Annotated in this window: 12 protein-coding genes; 5 read left to right on the top strand and 7 right to left on the bottom strand. The window is 60.7% G+C overall.

Going from position 1 to position 18,555, the window contains the following annotated elements:
* Positions 1 to 13: 13 nt before the first annotated feature.
* Positions 14 to 1,117, bottom strand: coding sequence for an ISAs1 family transposase (locus GM79_RS17555; RefSeq protein ID WP_035559885.1), 1,104 nt, complete (start codon positions 1,115 to 1,117; stop codon positions 14 to 16).
* A gap of 453 nt (positions 1,118 to 1,570) precedes the next feature.
* Between GM79_RS17555 and GM79_RS17560 the strand changes: the two genes are divergently transcribed.
* Entirely contained in the window at positions 1,571 to 2,248 is a 678-nt protein-coding gene (locus GM79_RS17560) for an IS1595 family transposase (protein WP_035566550.1), read from the top strand.
* 238 nt (positions 2,249 to 2,486) lie between these two features.
* On the opposite strand, the gene asnS is transcribed toward GM79_RS17560, so the two are convergent.
* Positions 2,487 to 3,881, bottom strand: coding sequence for an asparagine--tRNA ligase (gene asnS, locus GM79_RS17565; RefSeq protein WP_035566553.1), 1,395 nt, complete (start codon positions 3,879 to 3,881; stop codon positions 2,487 to 2,489).
* Between the two features lie 219 nt (positions 3,882 to 4,100).
* Here asnS and rpoN point away from each other — a divergent pair, with 219 nt between their 5' ends.
* On the top strand, positions 4,101 to 5,690 hold the full coding sequence (rpoN, locus tag GM79_RS17570) for an RNA polymerase factor sigma-54 (protein ID WP_035566556.1): 1,590 nt from the start codon (positions 4,101 to 4,103) through the stop codon (positions 5,688 to 5,690).
* Between the two features lie 147 nt (positions 5,691 to 5,837).
* Positions 5,838 to 8,612: an ATP-binding protein gene (locus GM79_RS23295; protein ID WP_051719023.1), complete on the top strand. Its 2,775-nt coding sequence runs from the start codon at positions 5,838 to 5,840 to the stop codon at positions 8,610 to 8,612.
* A 52-nt stretch (positions 8,613 to 8,664) separates the two neighbouring features.
* Here GM79_RS23295 and GM79_RS17580 read toward each other — a convergent pair whose 3' ends face one another.
* Positions 8,665 to 10,677: a hypothetical protein gene (locus GM79_RS17580; protein ID WP_152560062.1), complete on the bottom strand. Its 2,013-nt coding sequence runs from the start codon at positions 10,675 to 10,677 to the stop codon at positions 8,665 to 8,667.
* Between the two features lie 274 nt (positions 10,678 to 10,951).
* Here GM79_RS17580 and GM79_RS17585 point away from each other — a divergent pair, with 274 nt between their 5' ends.
* The gene (locus GM79_RS17585; RefSeq protein ID WP_051719024.1) at positions 10,952 to 13,057 is read left to right on the top strand and encodes an OmpA family protein; all 2,106 of its coding nucleotides are present in this window, start codon (positions 10,952 to 10,954) and stop codon (positions 13,055 to 13,057) included.
* A 148-nt stretch (positions 13,058 to 13,205) separates the two neighbouring features.
* Here the strand turns inward: GM79_RS17585 and floA are convergent, their stop codons facing one another.
* The 4 genes from floA to proS all read right to left on the bottom strand — a co-directional run bounded on the left by floA (position 13,206) and on the right by proS (position 16,829).
* The gene (gene floA / locus GM79_RS17590; RefSeq protein ID WP_035566561.1) at positions 13,206 to 14,201 is read right to left on the bottom strand and encodes a flotillin-like protein FloA; all 996 of its coding nucleotides are present in this window, start codon (positions 14,199 to 14,201) and stop codon (positions 13,206 to 13,208) included.
* A 91-nt stretch (positions 14,202 to 14,292) separates the two neighbouring features.
* Positions 14,293 to 14,757, bottom strand: coding sequence for an NfeD family protein (locus GM79_RS17595; RefSeq protein ID WP_081867853.1), 465 nt, complete (start codon positions 14,755 to 14,757; stop codon positions 14,293 to 14,295).
* Positions 14,758 to 14,810: 53 nt separating this feature from the next.
* A complete protein-coding gene (locus GM79_RS17600) occupies positions 14,811 to 15,269 on the bottom strand; it encodes a DUF4844 domain-containing protein (protein ID WP_152560063.1) in 459 nt (152 codons plus the stop codon).
* Between the two features lie 84 nt (positions 15,270 to 15,353).
* Positions 15,354 to 16,829: a proline--tRNA ligase gene (gene proS / locus GM79_RS17605; protein WP_035566571.1), complete on the bottom strand. Its 1,476-nt coding sequence runs from the start codon at positions 16,827 to 16,829 to the stop codon at positions 15,354 to 15,356.
* A gap of 274 nt (positions 16,830 to 17,103) precedes the next feature.
* Here proS and GM79_RS25825 point away from each other — a divergent pair, with 274 nt between their 5' ends.
* Positions 17,104 to 18,489, top strand: coding sequence for a hypothetical protein (locus GM79_RS25825; protein ID WP_035566574.1), 1,386 nt, complete (start codon positions 17,104 to 17,106; stop codon positions 18,487 to 18,489).
* The last annotated feature ends 66 nt before the right edge of the window (positions 18,490 to 18,555 follow it).

Genomic DNA, 18,555 nt, shown 5'->3' on the forward strand with positions numbered 1-18,555 from the left:
CAGACTAACCGCACTATGCAAGTTGGTGGCAAATCTGGGTCAGCAGCTCTTCTAAATAGGCATCGTTCCATCCGAGCCGCTTTCGTTTTTTCTTGATGCTGACCCGTGTGGGGTCCTGTTGCAGCAGGTTAAGCGCCATTTTGCGCACGAGGGCCAGGTTTTCCACGGCTTGGGCCTGGCGCAAGCGGTGGGCGTCTTCGCCCAGCGTCACGTCCAGGTGCCAGTGGAGCTTGTTTTCAATGGCCCAGTGGTCGCGCACGGCGGCCGTGGCCTGGGCCGGGGTCAGGCTCGCGCGGCTGCTGAGGTAGTAGCGCACGGCCTGCGACTGGGCCGGTCCGTCGACCGGGTGGCGGGTGGTCGCGACCCGGACCAGGGCGGCCAGCCCCGGCCAACGGCCTTCTTCATCGACCCAGCGCAGGTCGGTTTGGACGCTGACCTGGGTGCAGAGCGGGGTGTTGTGGGAGGCCAGGCTCCAGGATTCGAGCGTCTGCCGAGCGGGCACCTGAGCCAGGGCGCGTTCGGCCTCGGCCAAGAGCGTGGCCTGGTTCTCCTTGAGGGCCAGCAGGTAATCACCGCCTTGCTGGCAAATCTGGGCCGCGATGGCAGGTTGGCAGCTGAGCGCATCGAGGCTGACGAGGCAGCCGCGTACGTCGAGTAGGGCCAGTACGTCGGGGATGGCCGCCAGTTCGTGGCCTTTGCCCGCCGTGGCCACCTGGGCCAGGCTCAGGCCCTGGGCGCTGGCCACGGCCGACACCACGTGCAGCGCCTGCGGGCCGGAGCCGCGCAGGGTCTTACCGTCGATACAAACCTGGCCGAGTTGGTCGGCGGGCAGCACCTGCCGCATCCAGGCCAGAAAGGCCGCGTTGAACGCCGCCGCGTCCAGGTGCTGAAAGACCCGCCGGAAGGTATCGTCGGACGGAATACCGTTGTCCAGCGAGAGGTAGCGCCGAAAGACGGGTTCTTTCTGCTGGCCAAACCAGGCGATTTCCTCAAAATCGTCGGCCCCGCTCAGCACAGCTAGCACGCTGATAACGAGAATGTCTAATAGTTTGTGGCGAAAGTTTTTATTCTGCCGCCGGAAGTCCGGCACGTCGGCTAAGTGGGTGAGTAACGACATCGAACCAAGGGGGTAAGCCGCAAATTTACCCTTGCGCACATAGTGCGGTTAGTCTGCCCGAACAGGTCTTTTTTTTGATTTTTAGGCGTATGTGCCGAACTTTGACACTTCTCACTTGCACAGCTGCCTGCGGTTAATTTCTAGAGGATACTATTTTCCCCTTACTTGCTACGCGGATTTCCACTGCTTCAAAAGGAAGTACCAACGCAGCTCAAGCCCTCCGTGGCGTTACTGACCAGCTTTAGGCTTTATGCTTGGGGCAGGCTGATATTTCCAACGCTGATTCCGGGCTCTCCTGCACCAAGCAGTTCACCAACCGTATCCCCATCCACATCGTGTGCGAGAAGCTCGCATGCTTGTTTCGCCTTGTCACTAGATTGAGCAAAAATGAATTCATTATTAAAAAAGGGGCTTAGGAAGCAAAAGCAAGAAAAGAGGGCGTAACTTCTTGTTATGCAACCCGGTAACCGCTATTATAAATACAGCAAAATTTCGGGGGTCAAATTCCGGTACTTGCTGCGGCTCTTTGCCTTGGATTTGACGGCCTCGGACGCGGCCCGGCTCACGTGCTTGAGCGTGCGGGCGGTCAACGAAATCTACCTGCGCTTGCGCCACCGCTTGCTGGCGTGGAGCCCGGTGCCGGCTGAGTTGGCGGGGGCGGTCGAACTGGATGAAAGCTACTTCGGCCCGCGGCGGGTACGCGGCAAACGGGGCCGGGGCGCGGGCGGCAAAACCATTGTCTTCGGCCTGTTCAAACGCGGCGGGCAGGTGTACACGGAAATCGTACCCGACTGCTCGAAAAAGACCTTGCAGGCCATCATACGCGGCAAAATCGACGTGGCCGCGATGGTGAACACCGACGGCTGGCGCGGCTACTACGGGCTGGTGGACGTGGGCTTCGACCGCCACTTCCGCGTCCGCCAGGGCCAGGACGAATTCGTGGGCGGCGCCTCGCACATCAACGGCATCGAGTCCTTCTGGAGCTTCGCCAAAGCCTGCCTTCACCAGTTCAAGGGGGTGCCCAGGCATGCCTTTTTGCTGCATTTGAATGAGTCCGAATTTCGCTTCAATCATCGCTACGAGGACCTCTATAAATTGCTCCTTAAATTACTTCGTCAACAGCCCCTCTAACTCGGTTTGCTTCCTAAGCCCCTAAATCATTAGGCAAGCAGGCAGACTTGATTCACTAGCCGGTAAGTGGTATTGCAAATCGGCCGAAGCCGGGCTTTCGCTTCGACGGGTTATTCACCAGCAAGCGGTGGTTTATTACGATTCCATTCGCCATTAGCAAGGCCGAATCACAGCCAAATACTCACAAAAAAAGCGACCCTACATGGAGTCGCTTTTTTGTAAACGATAGTCTGTATTCTTAAAACGCCGCGTTCTTGGGGTAGCGCGGGAAGGGAATCACGTCGCGGATGTTGCTCATACCAGTTACGAACAGCACTAGGCGCTCGAAGCCCAGGCCGAAGCCGGCGTGCGGCGCGGTGCCGAAGCGGCGGGTGTCGAGGTACCAGTCCAGCTCGTCGGTGGGCACGTGCATTTCGGCCATGCGGGTGGTGAGCTTCTCGTAGTCCTCCTCGCGCTGCGAACCGCCAATGATTTCGCCGATGCCGGGAAACAGAACGTCCATGGCGCGCACGGTGCGGCCGTCCTCGTCCAGCTTCATGTAGAACGCCTTGATTTCCTTGGGGTAGTTGGTGAGGATAACCGGCTTTTTGAAGTGCTTCTCCACCAGGTACCGCTCGTGCTCGCTCTGCAGGTCGGTACCCCAATCCACAGGAAACTCAAATTTCTGCTTGGCTGATTTCAGGATTTCCACGGCCTCGGTGTAGGTGAGGCGCTGGAAGGCGTTATAGACCACAAAGTGCAGGCGGCCCAGCAGCTCCTTATCGTACTGCTCGTTGAGGAAGGCCAGGTCGTCGGCACAGTGCTCCAGGGCATACTTCACCAGGCTTTGGAGGAAGTCCTCGGCCAGGTCCATGTTTTCTTCGAGCTCGTTGAAGGCCACTTCGGGCTCTATCATCCAGAACTCGGCCAGGTGGCGGGCGGTGTTGGAGTTCTCGGCCCGGAACGTGGGACCGAAGGTGTAGATGCTGCCCAGCGCCATGGCTGCCAGCTCGCCTTCGAGCTGGCCCGACACGGTGAGGTTGGTCTGCTTGCCGAAAAAGTCCTCGGAGTAATCCACCGAGCCATCTTCGGTCAGCGGTGGCTTGTCGGCCGACAGCGTGGTCACGCGGAACATCTGGCCCGCACCCTCGGCATCGGAACCGGTAATAATGGGCGTGTGGACGTAGAAGAAGCCGTTCCGGTTGAAGTAATCGTGGATGGCGAAGGCCAGCGCGTGGCGCACGCGCAGCACCGCCCCAAACGTGTTGGTGCGGGGACGTAGGTGGGCAATTTCGCGCAGGTGCTCCAGCGAAGTAGCCTTCTTTTGCAGCGGGTACGCTTCGGGGTCCGATTTGCCCAGCACCGTAACTTCAGCGGCCTGAATCTCTACGGTTTGGCCCTTGCCTTGCGAGGCCACCAGCTTGCCGCGAATGGCCACGCAGCAGCCCGTGGTGACGTCTTTGAGGTCTTCCTCGGGGAACTTTTCGGCATCGGCCACCACCTGAATGTTGTGGAGTATGGAGCCGTCGTTCACGGCGATGAACTGCACGTATTTGTTGCCGCGGCGGGTGCGAACCCAACCTTTGACGAGGACTTCGCGGTCGAGCTCCTGGCTGGCCAGGAGGTCTTTGACGGTGGACCGTTTGAGGGACATAACTTGCGGGGAAGCGGGTGAATCGGCAAAGGTAGGAACGTACCGTAAGCTTTAGCTTGCGATGAGCGCAGCGAATAGAATCGTTGAACGGCGCGGTCGCCTGCATTCGCTTCGGTCATCGCAAGCTAAAGCTTACGGTACACTCACGGCAGCCCAACTTTTTCGGTCAAATTTTGGTAAAAACGGCCACGGGCCCGCACTTTCCGTATTTTCGTAACTATGCAACGCCTCGACCTCAAACAGCTCCTTTCTCAAAAGCTAAGCCCGCAGCAGATTCAGTTTATTAAGCTGCTGCAGATTCCTACGGCCGAGCTGGACACCCGCATCAAAGAGGAGATGGAGGTGAACCCGGCCCTGGAAGAAGACGAAGCCGACGAGCCCGATGAAATGGAGCGCGACGAGGATGACAGCGACGATTCGGACGACCCCGATGCGTCGCTGGACAACGACGAAAACACGCTGGACGAGGATTTTGACGACCGCAGCAGCGACCAGGAGATGGCCGACGAAATGCCCGAGCCCGAGATAATGCCCAAGGAGGAAAGCCCGGCTGACACCGATGCTGCCCCCGACAACACCGACCTCGACCTGAGCGACTACCTCAACGACGACGAGATAGCCGGCTACAAAATGCAGGGCGACGGCCCCGGCGAAGAAGAGGAACGCGACACCCCGCTGGCCGACACCAGTGGCTCGCTCATGGACTCGCTGATGGACCAGCTGCACTTCGCCAGCCTCGACGAGCGCCAGGAAGCCATTGGCCAGCAGCTCATTGGCTCTATTGACGGCGATGGCTACATCCGGCGCGACCTGTCGGCCATAGCCAACGACCTGGCCTTTTCGCAGAATCTGGAGGTGACCGTGGCCGAGATTGAGGCCGTACTACGCGTGGTGCAGGGCTTCGACCCAGCCGGCATTGCCGCGCGCGACCTGCCCGAGTGCCTGTTGCTGCAGCTGGAACGCCGCCCGCAGGACGAGAACACCGTGAACGCCGAGCGGATATTGACCGACACGTTTGAGGAGTTCAGCAAGAAGCACTACCCGCGTATTCAGCAGAAGCTGGATTTGGAGGACGATGAGCTGAAAGAGGCCATCAACGTCATTTTGAAGCTGAACCCCAAGCCCGGCGGCAGCGGCCCCAGCGGCCTGGGCAAGACGCAGTACCTGATGCCGGATTTCATTCTGACGAACGACAACGGCAGCTTCAACCTGACCCTGAACGCCCGCAACGCCCCCGAGCTGCGCGTGAGCCCGGCCTACACCGAGATGTTCCGGACCTACGACAAGGCCGCCAAGAAGGACCAGAAAATGAAGGAGGCCGTGACCTTCGTGAAGCAGAAGCTGGACTCGGCCAAGTGGTTCATCGACGCCATTCGGCAGCGCCAGAACACGCTGCTGCGCACCATGAACGCCATTGTGGAGCTGCAGCGCGAGTTTTTTGTGGAAGGCGACGAGAGTAAGCTCAAGCCCATGATTCTGAAGGACATCGCCCAGATGATTAGCATGGACATTTCGACGGTGAGCCGCGTGGCGAACTCGAAATCCATCCAAACCGAATTCGGTATTTATCCACTTAAGTACTTTTTCTCCGAAGGCATTGCCACCGACTCGGGCGAGGATGCCAGCAGCCGCGAGGTGAAAAGCATTCTGAAGGACCTCATCGGCAACGAGAGCAAGGAACGGCCGCTGAGCGACGACAAGCTGGAAAAGATGCTCAACGCCCGCGGCTACAACATAGCCCGCCGCACCGTGGCCAAGTATCGCGAGCAGCTCAATATTCCGGTGGCCCGGCTACGCAAAGAGCTATAATTTTATTCAGGCTTTATCACTTGACATTTAACAGCGGTGCGGCAGGGCCACGACGCGAAAGCCGCTTTATCTTTGGTAGATTGCCGTTGAGGCGATTATTCATTTCGACTGCCTGCCCGCTGTTAGATGTTAAGTGATAAGTGTTAAATGATAAACGACTCCCTGCCGACTGACCTGGCCGAACTGCACGCCCTGGTTTTAGCCGAACGCGCCAGCTGCCAGCAGGCCGAAGCCGACTCGGCCAGCCTGCGCGTTTTGGGCCGGATTACTGAGCTCGACCCCAACCCCGTTATGCGGTTGAGCGCCACCGGCGAGCTGATGTACGCCAACGCGGCGGCCGGCATGCTGGCCGACGAGCTGCGTGCGACGGGCCCTTCGCGGGTACGGCCGCAGCTCATGCAGGCCGCCGCCCAAACGCTGCGCACGGGCGAAACCCTGGAATGCGAGCTCCAGGCCAACGGCCAGCATTTTTTGCTATTCGCGGTGCCGGTGCAGGAGGAAGGTTTTGCCATGCTTTACCTCACCAACGTGACGGCCCGGCACCAGGCGGAGCAGGAAATGCTGGACCAGCGCGTGTTCTACGAAACCATTCTGGCCCACGTACCGGCCGTGGTAACGGTGCTCGATGCAGACCAGCGCTACCGCTACCTGAACCCTTATTCGGAGCGCGACGCGGCCAAGCGGCAGGCCCGCGTGGGCCTGAACTTTGCCGAGTACAGCGCCACCGTGGGGCTGCCCCCCGCGCTGGGCGTGCGGCGGCGCCGCTTGTTCGACCGTGCCGTTACCACGCGCCAGGTGGTGAGCTGGGAAGAGCAATGGCCCGCCGCCAATGGCGAAATCGCGGCTTACTGGCAGTGCTATTACCAGCCGATATTTGGCCCCGACGGGACATTACGCGAGGTGATGTGCTACGGCCTAGACAACACCGTGCGGCGGCTGGCCGAAGCGCGCTCCCGCCAAAGCGACGCCCAAATGCTGGCCCAACAAACCTTCACCCAGCTCATTCTCGACCTGAACCCTAACCTGATTTGGGTGCGCGACACCCAGGGCAACGCCGTATTTGAGAATGCGCAAATGAAGGATTTCCGGCACCTGCTAAGCAGCCTGGCTGGCACTCCCACTTCGGAAGCGGCCTTGAGCAAAGAAGAGATTCAGAGTGCCGTGCAGGCCGACCAGGAGGTGCTAAGGACCGGGCGGGCCCTGACTACGCAAAACTCCGTGATGCTGGCCAATGGTGAGGAAAGGTGGTTCCAGAGCGTGCGCTGCCCGCTGGTGCTGGCCGACGGCACGGCCCAGGTACTGGGCGTGAGCACCGACATTACGGACCTCAAAAAAGCCCAGCAGGAAGCAGAAGCTTCGGCCACGGCCCGCGAAAACTTCCTGGCCAACATGAGCCACGAAATCCGCACCCCGCTCAACGGCGTGCTGGGCATGACCAGCCTGCTGGCCAAAACCGGCCTCAGCGAGCAGCAGCTCAACTATACCTCCATCATTCAGCATTCCGGCCGCCACCTGCTCAACGTGGTGAACGACGTGCTCGACATGGCCAAAATCACTTCCGGCAAGCTGGATTTGGAGCAGACCGCCTTCAACATCTGCGATTCGATGGGCCACGCAATTCACCCCCTGATGCTGCAGGCGCAGGAAAAAGGCATTCGGGTGGTGGGCACCATGTTGCGCGATTCCTGCCCTTTCCCGTGGGTGGTTGGCGACTCGTACCGCCTCAATCAGATTCTGATTAACCTGCTTTCCAATGCCATCAAGTTCACGCCGGCGGGCGGTACGGTGGCCGTGGGCGGCTATTTCGTGAGCGAAACCGAAGACACGCTCACCACCGAATTTCGGGTTACGGACAGCGGCATCGGCATCGCGCCCGATAAGCTAGAAAGCATCTTTCAGGAATTCACCCAAGCCTATGCCGATACCACCCGGCAGTTTGGCGGCACGGGTTTGGGCCTGAGCATCAGCCGGGCGCTGGTGGCCCAGATGGGTGGCCGCCTCACGGTGCAAAGCCAGCCGGGCCAAGGCAGCTCGTTCTCTTTTATGACCACCCTGCCCAAGGCCAGCCCCAAGGCACGGGAGCGCGCCATAACGCCGGCGCCCTTGCCTGTAGCGGCCGTGCGCGGCCTGCGCGTGCTGCTGGTGGAAGACAACGCCGTGAACCGCGAAGTAGCCAAGCTCCTGCTCGAAGGCAATGGCGTAATCGTTGATGAAGCCATCAGCGGCATCGAAGCGCTGGAGCTGTTTGAAGAGCGCCGCTACGAGGCGATACTTATGGATATTCAGATGCCGGGCATGAATGGTCTGGAAGCCACCGCCCGCATTCGGGCGCACTACGACGCCGTGCGGGCAGCCACGCCCATTCTGGCCCTCACGGCAAATGCCTTCCGGGCCGATGCCGAGAAGTACGCCGCCGCCGGTATGAACGACACCTTGTCCAAGCCCTTCGATGAAGCCGACCTGCTGAGCAAGCTGGCCGCCCTGATTGCCGGCGCGGCCGCCCCCCTGACGCCAGCACCCACCGCAGCCCCGACTGCGCCCGAAACCAACCCAGAGCCTCAACCAGCACTCACTAACCCCGAAGCGGCCGCGCCCGTTTTTGACCTGGACCTGCTGCGCAAAACCGCCCGTGGCAGCACGGTTTTCATGAACCGCATTCTGACCTCTTTCCATGCCAACACCCCTGGCAGCGTGGTGGAGCTACACACGGCGTGGGCCGGCGCTGACTGGCAGGTCGCTAGCTCCCTGGCGCACAAGCTGCGGCCCTCGCTGCGCCTGCTGGGAGCCGTGCGGCTGGCCCACTGGCTTGGAATTCTGGAGGCCGCAGCCGCTACCGACGAGGAGCGGGGCGAGGCCACGGCAGCGTTCGCGGCAGGGCTGGAGGAGCTGTTGGCGGTGCTGCCAAAGGAAGTATCGGCCTAATCCGCAGACCGCTGATTCACCCAAAACGGCAACCGAATAGCCAAGAGAAACATCAGCGCCGCCCCACGCGCCATTCAGCACTCAGCTCGAAATAAGGCAGCACGCGGCTGGTTTCCCGGCCCAAATCCAGCGCCGTGTAGCTGCTGCCGATGAAGGTGCCAGTGCCGGGCGTGAACGTTGAGAAGGTGCGCAGCCATTGCAGCCAAACGCTGGCCGCGATGTTGAACCCGGCGGTGGCCCGGCGTTCCACGGCTACCTCGGGGCCGTGCTGGCGGGTAATATTGTGCAGGAAAATGAGCGTGGTAGCCGGGCCCGTGAGGTCGTCCAGCAGCAGGGCCGCCCGGCCGTAGTTGCGCTGCTCCAACAGGCGGTAGCCCAGGCGCACGCTGGTGCTGCCCTGCGGGCCGGCCCAGCTCTGCCGCGCCCCCAGGGTAAAGTCGTGGGTGACGCTGGTATCGAGCGGGCTCTCCCGAAACTGCGCCCAGTTGAGCTGGCCCACCCGGTTTTCGCGGCGCACGTAGTCGGCCAGCAGCAACAGGCGCGGGCGCAGCTGGTAGCTGATGCTCTGGGTTTGTTCCAGCACCCGGCTGGCACGGTTGCGCGCCTGTTCGCTGGCCCGGTCGCGCACCTGGTAGCTCACCCACAAGTGGTAATAGGAACGGATGCTCAGCTTGCCCGGCGCCCAGGTGAAGCCCGGCTCCCAGTGCAGCAGGCGGTCGGCATAGTTTTCGGCGCTCAGTCCCGCCCGGATGAACACCGTTTGGCGGTACTCGCCGGCCACGCCCAGCGTGGTGCGGAAGGCCCCGGCCCAGCGGCCCGTCCAGGTGAGGCGGGCGAGGTGCTGGGCTTCGTCGCGGGTTTGCTGGTTGTCTTTGCTGGGCGCGTCCACCCGCAGCAGCTGGGCCGAACCCAGCAGCGCCAGGGCGTGGCGGGGCGTGGGCAGCCACGTGATTGTGCTTTGCCAGAGCGTGGTTTGCTCGGTGATGTCTTTCACCTGCTCCCGGACCAGGGCGGTAGCCAGGCGGGCCACGCTCAGGTTACGCGAGTTGTCGAGGTAGTAGGCCCTAGTTCGCTCCCGAAAATTAAAAACCACCGTGGCCTGCAGCTGCGGACGGGCATAGCGCAGCTCCTGCCGGGTGTCCAGCTCACGCTGGCGGTAGCCCACGTCCTGCAATGTATCGGCCGCTTCGGCCTGCCGCCGGTACCGGAAAGCGCGGGTAGGCAGCAGCGCACTGTTGTCGGAACGTAAGGTAGTGAAGGCGTTAATGCGGTAGGAAGCGCCCGCCTGCGCCAATACGGTATCGGACTGAATGCGCTGCACGGAGCCCAGCAGGTAGTCTTCGGCGCGGTTGGAGCGGTAGCCCAACCGGCCCTGCACCGTGAGCGGCGCGTTGGGCAAAAAGGCTTGCTCGCCCACGGCTTCGGCTACCAGCCGCTGCATGGTGCGCGGCCCCAGCGCCGCGCGGGTGCCCAGCACGCGCAAGACCAGCGGCGGCGCGGCGGGGCCATTGGCGAAATAGATGGCGGCCGCATCGAACCCGTAGGCTACGCCGGCATCGTCGCGGCCGTTGCGGCGGTCGGTGGCCAGACCACCAAGTACGGTGAGGCGCATTTGAGAAAGCGAATCGGCGGGGTGGCCGGGGCGCAGGCGGCGCTGGTAGCCCAGCCGCGCCAGCCACAGGCCGCTGCGGGTGGCATTGGCGCGGCTTTGGTCGTAGTGCAGCTGCTGGCCGAGCTGCCAGTGGTTGGCGGCATCCAGGGTGAAAACGTGGGCGACGTCGGCGCCGTAATCTTCCCGCACGAAGGGCGGCGTGCCCCGCGAATCGTAAATCATGTCGGTGCCCATGCGATAGCGCAGCTGCTGGCGCGGCCCCAGGCGCAGGTAGCCGCGGGCGCCCGTAGTTTGCACAAAGGTGCTCAGGCCTACGCGCCGGGCCCGTGCCAGCAGCAGCAGCGCGGTGTCGGCCACTTCCGGCTGCAGGCCGCTGAATACCGGGCCAAAGGGCGTGGCCCCCACCAGCACCTGCGCGCGTGCCGAAAGGCCGCCAAGTATTACTATTAGCAATAAAATTCCTGGTTTGGCCGCGTACCGGCAGCGGAACTGGTGGAGCGCCAGCCCTCTGTCCAAAACCACCGATAACCACTCTATTATCACGCACTAACGACTGTGTTTTGGTGAGTGCACAGAGCCGTAACGGGAAGGTAGCGCCTACGCCGGTAGGGATTGGGAAATAGTTTTTCGTTAGGTTAGCTGTATATAATGCTACCGGGTCGGCGACCGGGCATTTTCTATGGTTCGGGCTTAACCCGGACGTTTTACTTTTTCTGCTATTACTTATATGACTAGCTCCTTTGCATCCCGCCTCCTCGCCTTTATTCCGGTGGCGGTGCTACTATTTGCTGGGCCCGCCGCGCGGGCCCAGCGCGTGCTGTGGGCCGCCCGCGTGGTCGACGTTTCTTCGCAAAAAGCCGAAGGCAAGGCCCCGTTTGCTCCTTCCCAGGTGCTGGGCATACCCAATGCGCTGCCGCTGGGCCAAATCAGCAACGACGCCTGGATTCCGAAAAAGGAAGGGGCCAACGAATTTATTGAGGTTCGGTTTGCCCGGTCCATCGCGGCTCAGCAGGTAACTATCGTCGAAAACTTCAACCCCGGCTCTATTACCAAAGTCGAGCTGGTAGACACCAAGGGCAACAAGCACGAGGTGTACTCCAATGCCACGCCGGGCCCAATTCCAGAGCCTTTTCGCACCCTCGAAATCCGGTTTCCCGTGGCCGAATACCGCACCCTGGGCGTGATAATACGCATGAACACCGGCAAGGTGGAAGGCGTGAATCAGATTGACGCCATCGGGGTGGCCGACGTGGCCTCCACCATGGTGAAGCAGGCGTTTGATGCCCCCAAAGGTCCGGATGCGGTGCTTTCCACGCAGTTCGATTCGTCGCTGGTGAACCTGGGCCCGAACGTGAACACCCGCTACGTAGACACGCACCCCGTCATTTCGCCCGACGGCCGCACCCTGTACTTCGCCCGGCAAAACCACCCCGGCAACGTGGGCGGCGTGCGCGACCCGCAGGATATCTGGGTTTCCCGCCTAGTGTCGGGCAAAAACAAGACCTGGGGCCCGGCCCGCAACATGGCCGAGCCCAGCAACACCCCCGAAGACCCCAACGGCTTGGCGTCGGTATCGGCCAACGGCCAGTCGGCCCTGCTCATCGGCGTGTACGAAGACGGCCTGATGCAGCCCAAAGGCTTTAGCATGAGCCGCCGCTCGGCCATTGGCTGGAGCAAACCCACGACGGTAAAAATCGACGATTATTACAACAAAGACCCCGAGCACATCGACGCCTGCCTGGCTACCTCGGGCAGGGCGCTGCTGATGGCCCTGGAGCGCAACGACGGCATCGGCGGCCAGGATATTTACGTGAGCTTTCCGAAGCCCGACAAGCTGCCTGGCGCCATGGCCGACCCCAAAAAGCAAGCGGAATGGACCAAACCGCTCAACCTGGGCCGGAACGTGAACACCGACAAGGCCGATTTCGCACCCTTCCTGGCCGCCGACGAAAAGACCTTGTATTTCGCCAGCGAAGGCCGCGGGGGCTACGGCAAGTCCGATATTTTTTACTGCAAGCGCCTCGACGATACCTGGACCAACTGGAGCCCGCCCCGCAACCTGGGCCCAGTAGTAAACTCCCCGGATTTTGACGCCTACTACACCGTATCGGCTGCCGGCCAGGATGCCTACCTCGTATCGTCGCGCAACGGCACGGACGGCTCCAAAGACATTTTCCGCATCTCGCTGGCGCCCGCCTTCCAGCCCGAAGTAGTGACGCTGGTAACCGGCCGGGTGCTCGACGTGAATACCAACAAGCCCATCCGGGCCATTATTCACTACGAAAACCTGCTCACCGGTGAGGAAATCGGAGTAACCGAGACTGACCCCAAGGATGGTTCCTACACCATTGTGCTACCCAGCGGCGTGCAGTACGGCTACCGCGCCGAAGCCGTGGGTTACATCGCCGAAAATGCCAACCTCGATGTAACGGCCAAGGAAAAATACTCCGAGCAGAAAGAGGACCTGTTTCTCGTGCCCTTCAACGTGGGCCAGACGGTGAAGCTGAACAACATTTTCTTTCAGCAGAGCAAGTACTACCTCAACACCAACTCTTATCCCGAGCTGGCACGCCTCATCCGCATCATGAAGGATTATCCGTCGGTGGAAATCAAGATTTCCGGCCACACCGACAACCAGGGCGACCCCGCCCTGAACCTCAAGCTAAGCCAGGACCGGGTGAATGAAGTGAAAAAATACCTCAGCAGCCATGGCGTCAACGGCGGCCGCATCACCACCGAAGGCTTCGGCGGCAGCAAGCCCATCGCAAGCAACGACCAAGAAGAAACCCGTTCCAAAAACCGGCGCGTGGAGTTCACCATTACCAAAAAGTAACCGGTAACCTAACCCCCGGCCCCTTTCCAAAAAAGAGGGGCCGGGGGTTAGGTTAAAACCAAAAAAGCCCCTTGCTGCACGCGAGGGGCTTTTTTACATATCAATCGGGCTACCTTTTTTCGTGGCAGCCTGCGTTACGAAACTAAAATCAGGGAGCGAGATTGCTACCACCGGGCTTCACGTTGCCGCTGCCGCCGGGATTGGCGATGGAGTCACGCATATCGGTGTCGGCCTGCACGTTGCGCATTTTGTAGTAATCCATAATGCCTAGGTTGCCGCTGCGGAAAGCTTCGGCGATGGCCTTGGGGATTTCGGCTTCGGCTTCGACCACGCGGGCTTTGGCCTCCTGGGTTTTGGCGCGGTTTTCCTGCTCCACGGCCACGGCCATGGCGCGCCGCTCTTCGGCCCGAGCTTCGGCTACGCGAAGGTCGGCCGCAGCCTGGTCCATCTGCAGCTTGGCCCCGATGTTCTCTCCGATGTCCACGTCGGCGATGTCGATGGATAGGATTTCGAAGGCGGTACCGGCATCGAGGCCCTTGGAAAGCACGAGCTTGGAAATCTTATCCGGGTTTTCGAGCACTTCCTTATGCGATTTCGACGAGCCGATGGTACTCACGATGCCTTCGCCGACCCGCGCCAGAATGGTTTCCTCGCCGGCGCCGCCCACGAGCTGCGAGATGTTGGCCCGCACCGTGACGCGGGCAATGACGATGAGCTGAATGCCATCCTGCGACACGGCCGCCACGTTGGGCGTGTTGATTACCTTGGGATTTACGCTGGTCGTCACGGCCTCAAACACGTTCCGGCCGGCCAGGTCGATGGCGGTGGCCTGCTTGAAAGTGAGCGGAATGTTGGCCTTATCAGCCGAAATCAGCGCTTTAATCACGCTCGGCACGTTGCCGCCAGCCAGAAAGTGCGTCTCCAGGTCGTTGGCCGTGAGCTGCAGACCCGCCTTGGTGGAGGTAATCATCGAATTGACAATCAGGGACGGCGGCACTTTCCGAACGCGCATGAAAGCCAGTTGAAACAAACTCACCCGTACTCCTGAGAAAATAGCCGTGACCCACAGGCTAATCGGAAAAAAGTAAAGGAACACCAACAGCACAACGGCTGCGATGACAACAGGAAATAAAGGAAAATTCATGCCGTAAGGTAGTGATGTTTTTTGCAGTAAGCTGGGTGTGGACTGTTGAGAAAAGCCGGTTTCTGAGCCAGAGGTTAATTGCAGGCTCGTACTACGCAACGGCCACCACAATGCGGTTTTGCTCGATGGCCAGCACGCGCACATCGCTGCCTGCGGCCACAAACTCGCCCCGCGTGGCCACTTCCCGCCGCTCGGTACCAAACAGTACGGTGCCGGCCGGCCGCAACGCCGACAGCGTGCGCCCGATAGTGCCGGGCGGCATGTCGGCGCGGCGCGCATCGTCTACCGACGTATCGTTAACGCTGGTCAGGGCTACTCGGGCCATGTTTTTAGGCCGTAACCCCACGTAAACAATCAGACCGGCCACCAGCGACACTGTCACTAGCGCGTAGTGGCCCAGCGGCGTGCCCAGGTCGCGGTAGCCCATCCAGATGCCCACCGCCAACAGCACAAATCCCACCAGGCCCACTATCGTGGTGCCGGGAATAAATATCACCTCTGCGGCCAGAAACAGCAGGCCAAACAAGAGGAGCATCGCAATAGAAAGCCAAGGCATGGGCGTAAGGAAAAAGAAGGAAAGAAGTTTCTTAAAGATACGCAGCGGCCTGCTTAACGACTGCCCAGCTTAGCCGGGCGCTTGGCACCAACTGCGGCAGGCCTCCTTTTCACAAAGGCGCTCAGCAGCCCATCGGAACTGGGCAGCCCCACAATGTCCAGCAAGTTCTGGTAGTAGAGGGCCAGTTCCTGGCGCTCTCCCGCCGTCTTCACCAGCGGGTGAAGCTCGTTCAGGCCGGAATTAAGGATTTGCAAACAAGATTCTTTGGTGGGATTATTTGCGATTAGGGCCAAGAACTCAGTGGTCGACTGCACCAGAACACGGTTGACGGTGGGCCGCGCCTCCACGGGCAAAAGGCCCGGTTTTTTGTCGGTTACCACCCAGTCCTGGGTCTTTTTAAGCACCTTTTCAAGTTTTGCCGCTGCTCGGGCTGGCACTGCGAGCGGGGTGGGCGTTTGGGCGTGGCCGGCAACGGCTGCCGCCATCATCAGAACAAATAAAAATGCACGCATGGAGAGTTAAAAAAGTAGGGCTGCGCAATTGCGCAGCCCTTTCAATTGCTAAGATAAAATTTATCCCAATTATTAATCAGGGGGTTAGTACGCCCTGGCAAAGTAGGCGCGGCGCACGCTGGGCTTGCCCGTCACCATGCACACGCCATCCTCGTCGGGCTCGTTCAGGGCCAGGCAGCGCACGGTGGCTTTGGTTTCGGTCTTGATAAGCTCCTCGGTTTCGGAAGTGCCATCGTAATGCGCCAGCACGAAGCCGGCCTCGTTATCGAGCACGCGCTTGAACTCGTCGTAGCTGTCGACGCGGGTGGTGTGGGTTTCGCGAAACTGCTTGGCCTTCTGATAGATATTCGTCTGGATATCAACCAACAGCTGGTCCACGCTGGCCACGATATCGGCCAGCGGCAGGGTCATTTTCTCTTTGGTGTCGCGGCGGGCTACTTCCACGGTACCATTATCGAGGTCGCGGGCCCCAATGGCTAGGCGCACGGGCACGCCCTTCATCTCCCACTCGGCAAACTTGAAGCCGGGGCGCTCGGTGTCGCGGCTGTCCAGCTTCACGGCAATGCCCCGAGCAATAAGGCCCATCTGGATGGGTTTGATGCGCTCCAGCAGGGCGTCGAGCTCGCCGGACTTATAAATTGGTACGATGACCACCTGGATGGGCGCCAGCTTGGGCGGCAGCACGAGGCCTTCGTCGTCGGAATGCGCCATCACCAGCGCGCCCATCAGGCGGGTGCTCACGCCCCAGCTAGTGCCCCACACGTGCTCCAGGCCGCCTTCTTTGTTGGCAAACGTCACGTCGAAAGCCTTGGCGAAGTTCTGCCCCAGGAAGTGGCTGGTGCCGGCTTGCAGCGCCTTTCCGTCCTGCATCAGCGCCTCAATGCAATACGTGTCTTCGGCGCCGGCAAACCGCTCGTTGGGCGTTTTCACGCCTTTTACCACGGGCAGGGCCATGTGCTCCTCGGCAAACTCGGCGTACACGTCAAGCATCTGGCGGGTTTCGGCCACGGCTTCTTCGGCAGTGGCATGCGCAGTGTGGCCTTCCTGCCACAGAAACTCGGCGGTGCGCAGAAACAAGCGCGTGCGCATTTCCCAGCGCACCACGTTGGCCCACTGGTTGATGAGCAGCGGCAGGTCGCGGTAGCTTTGAATCCAGTTTTTGTAGGTGCTCCAGATAATGGCTTCCGAGGTGGGGCGCACCACCAGCTCTTCTTCCAGCTTGGCGGTGGGGTCCACGCGCAGCTTGCCGGGGTTGTCGGGGTCGGTCTGGAGGCGGTAGTGGGTAACTACGGCGCACTCTTTAGCGAAGCCTTCAGCGTTTTTCTCCTCGGCTTCAAAAAGACTTTTCGGGATGAAGATGGGAAAATAGGCGTTTTCGTGGCCGGTGCGCTTGAACATATCGTCGAGCTGGCGCTGCATTTTTTCCCAAATGGCATAGCCGTAAGGTTTAATAACCATGCAGCCGCGCACAGCCGAGTTTTCGGCCAAGCCAGCACGCTTCACTAACTCATTGTACCAAAGCGAGTAATCTTCTTGGCGGGTAGGCAACTTTTTGCTCATGGGGGGCATCTGATAGTTAATTGAAAAAGTTCCTGATTCTGGTATAAGATTTGACTTGAATAAGGGGCACCGTTTCGGGGTAAAATTACGTTATTAATGCGCGGACCTCGCACTCAGGCAATAATTGTTGCGTGAGTAGTATAGCCCTGGCATTTGGCCCGCTCCTTTTCGGTTGCTGATTGCCAAGCTGCCACTGAGCCTTAGTCGTTTCGCTAGCCTCCGTCATTTGCGTCGTTACTTTACCGTAAGCCCGTCCACTCTCTATTTTTCAACCATGAAAAACCCACTCACCGCTCTCTTGCCCGCCTTGGCCCTGCTCGCGCTGGGTGGTTGCGCGAGCACCTCCGGGCTCGCCACGTCGGAAGACGACGGCGTCTACTATTCTTCTAAGGACCGCACCACGGCCATCGTCCGTCAGGCCCAGCCCGTAGCCGACAACGCGCCGGCCCGCACCGAGGAATACGTCGAGGATGCCACCAACCCGGACTACAACGGCAATACGGCCAGCACCTCCCCGCGCCAAAGCAGCGGGTCGGACGAATACTACGACAGCAATTACGACAACACTTACACCTACATGCAGGGGCTGCCCAACAACGGCCCCGGCGTGAGCTATTACACGCCTTACAGCGCCTACACCAACCTTAACTACGCCAGCGCCTGGGGCGGGGGGGCCTATGGGTTTTCTCCTTACGGCATTTGCGACCCTTTCTACAACCCGTTTTATAGCCCTTTCTACGGGTATAGCCCGGGCCTGAGCATCAACTTCGGGTTTGGCCGGCCCTGGGGCTATGGTGGCTATGGCCGAGGCTTTGGTTACGGATATGGCGGCGGCTACGGCGGCGGTTTCTACGACCCCTTCTTCTACGGTGGGTCGTTCTACGGCGGGTATTATGGCCGGGGCGGATACTACGGCAACAGCTTTTATGGCAACAACTTTGGCTACGGCAACCGTTACAATGGCAACGGTAATGAAGGCGGGCGTAGCAACCGCACCTACGGCCACCGCAGCAGCCGGGCTTCGGATGCACGCTACACGTCGGGAGCCCGGCCGGCTGGGACCAACGGCGCTTCCGGTGGCGTAACTACTAGGGGCCGTGCCCGGACCGAAGAAGCCCGCTCGAATGTTCCAATGGAACAGGGCCGGGTTCGGTCCGAGGCGCTTACCGCTAACCCTTCGGGCGAAACGCGTACCCGCTCCGGCTCCGAAGGCTACAACCAGCCCCGCCGCCGCAACGAGCAGCCCGTGTACCGCGACATGACCACCCAGCCCGAACAAACGCGCCGCGTGGTACGCGAGGAAGCCGGCGACCGTCGCCGCACCATTGAGGCAATGCCCGACCAGCGCCCCACACAGCCAGCACCAACACCCCAGCCGCAGGAAACGCAGCGGCGCCGGGCGGGCTTGTTTCAGAGCCCCGATACCCGCACGGCTCCTAGTAATTCAAACGCTCAGAACGTAGAGCAGCCCACCCGCCAGCGCCGCACCTACGAGCAGCCCCGCCAGCAGCGTACTTATGAGCAGCCTCGCCAGCAGGAAACTTATCGGCAGCCTAGCCAGCCCTCGTATTCGCCGCCATCCAATAGCGGCCGCAGCGACGGCGGGAGCAACAGTGGCGGCGGCCGTTCGTCCGGCGGTGGTCGGGGCCGGGTGAACTAGGTCTGGCACTGTTATTTTTCTGCAAAATATTTTCCCCAGTGAGCCGGCCCAACGGCCGGCTCCTTT

It is taken from the genome of Hymenobacter sp. IS2118, assembly GCF_000715495.1.
Classification (GTDB): Bacteria; Bacteroidota; Bacteroidia; order Cytophagales; family Hymenobacteraceae; genus Hymenobacter.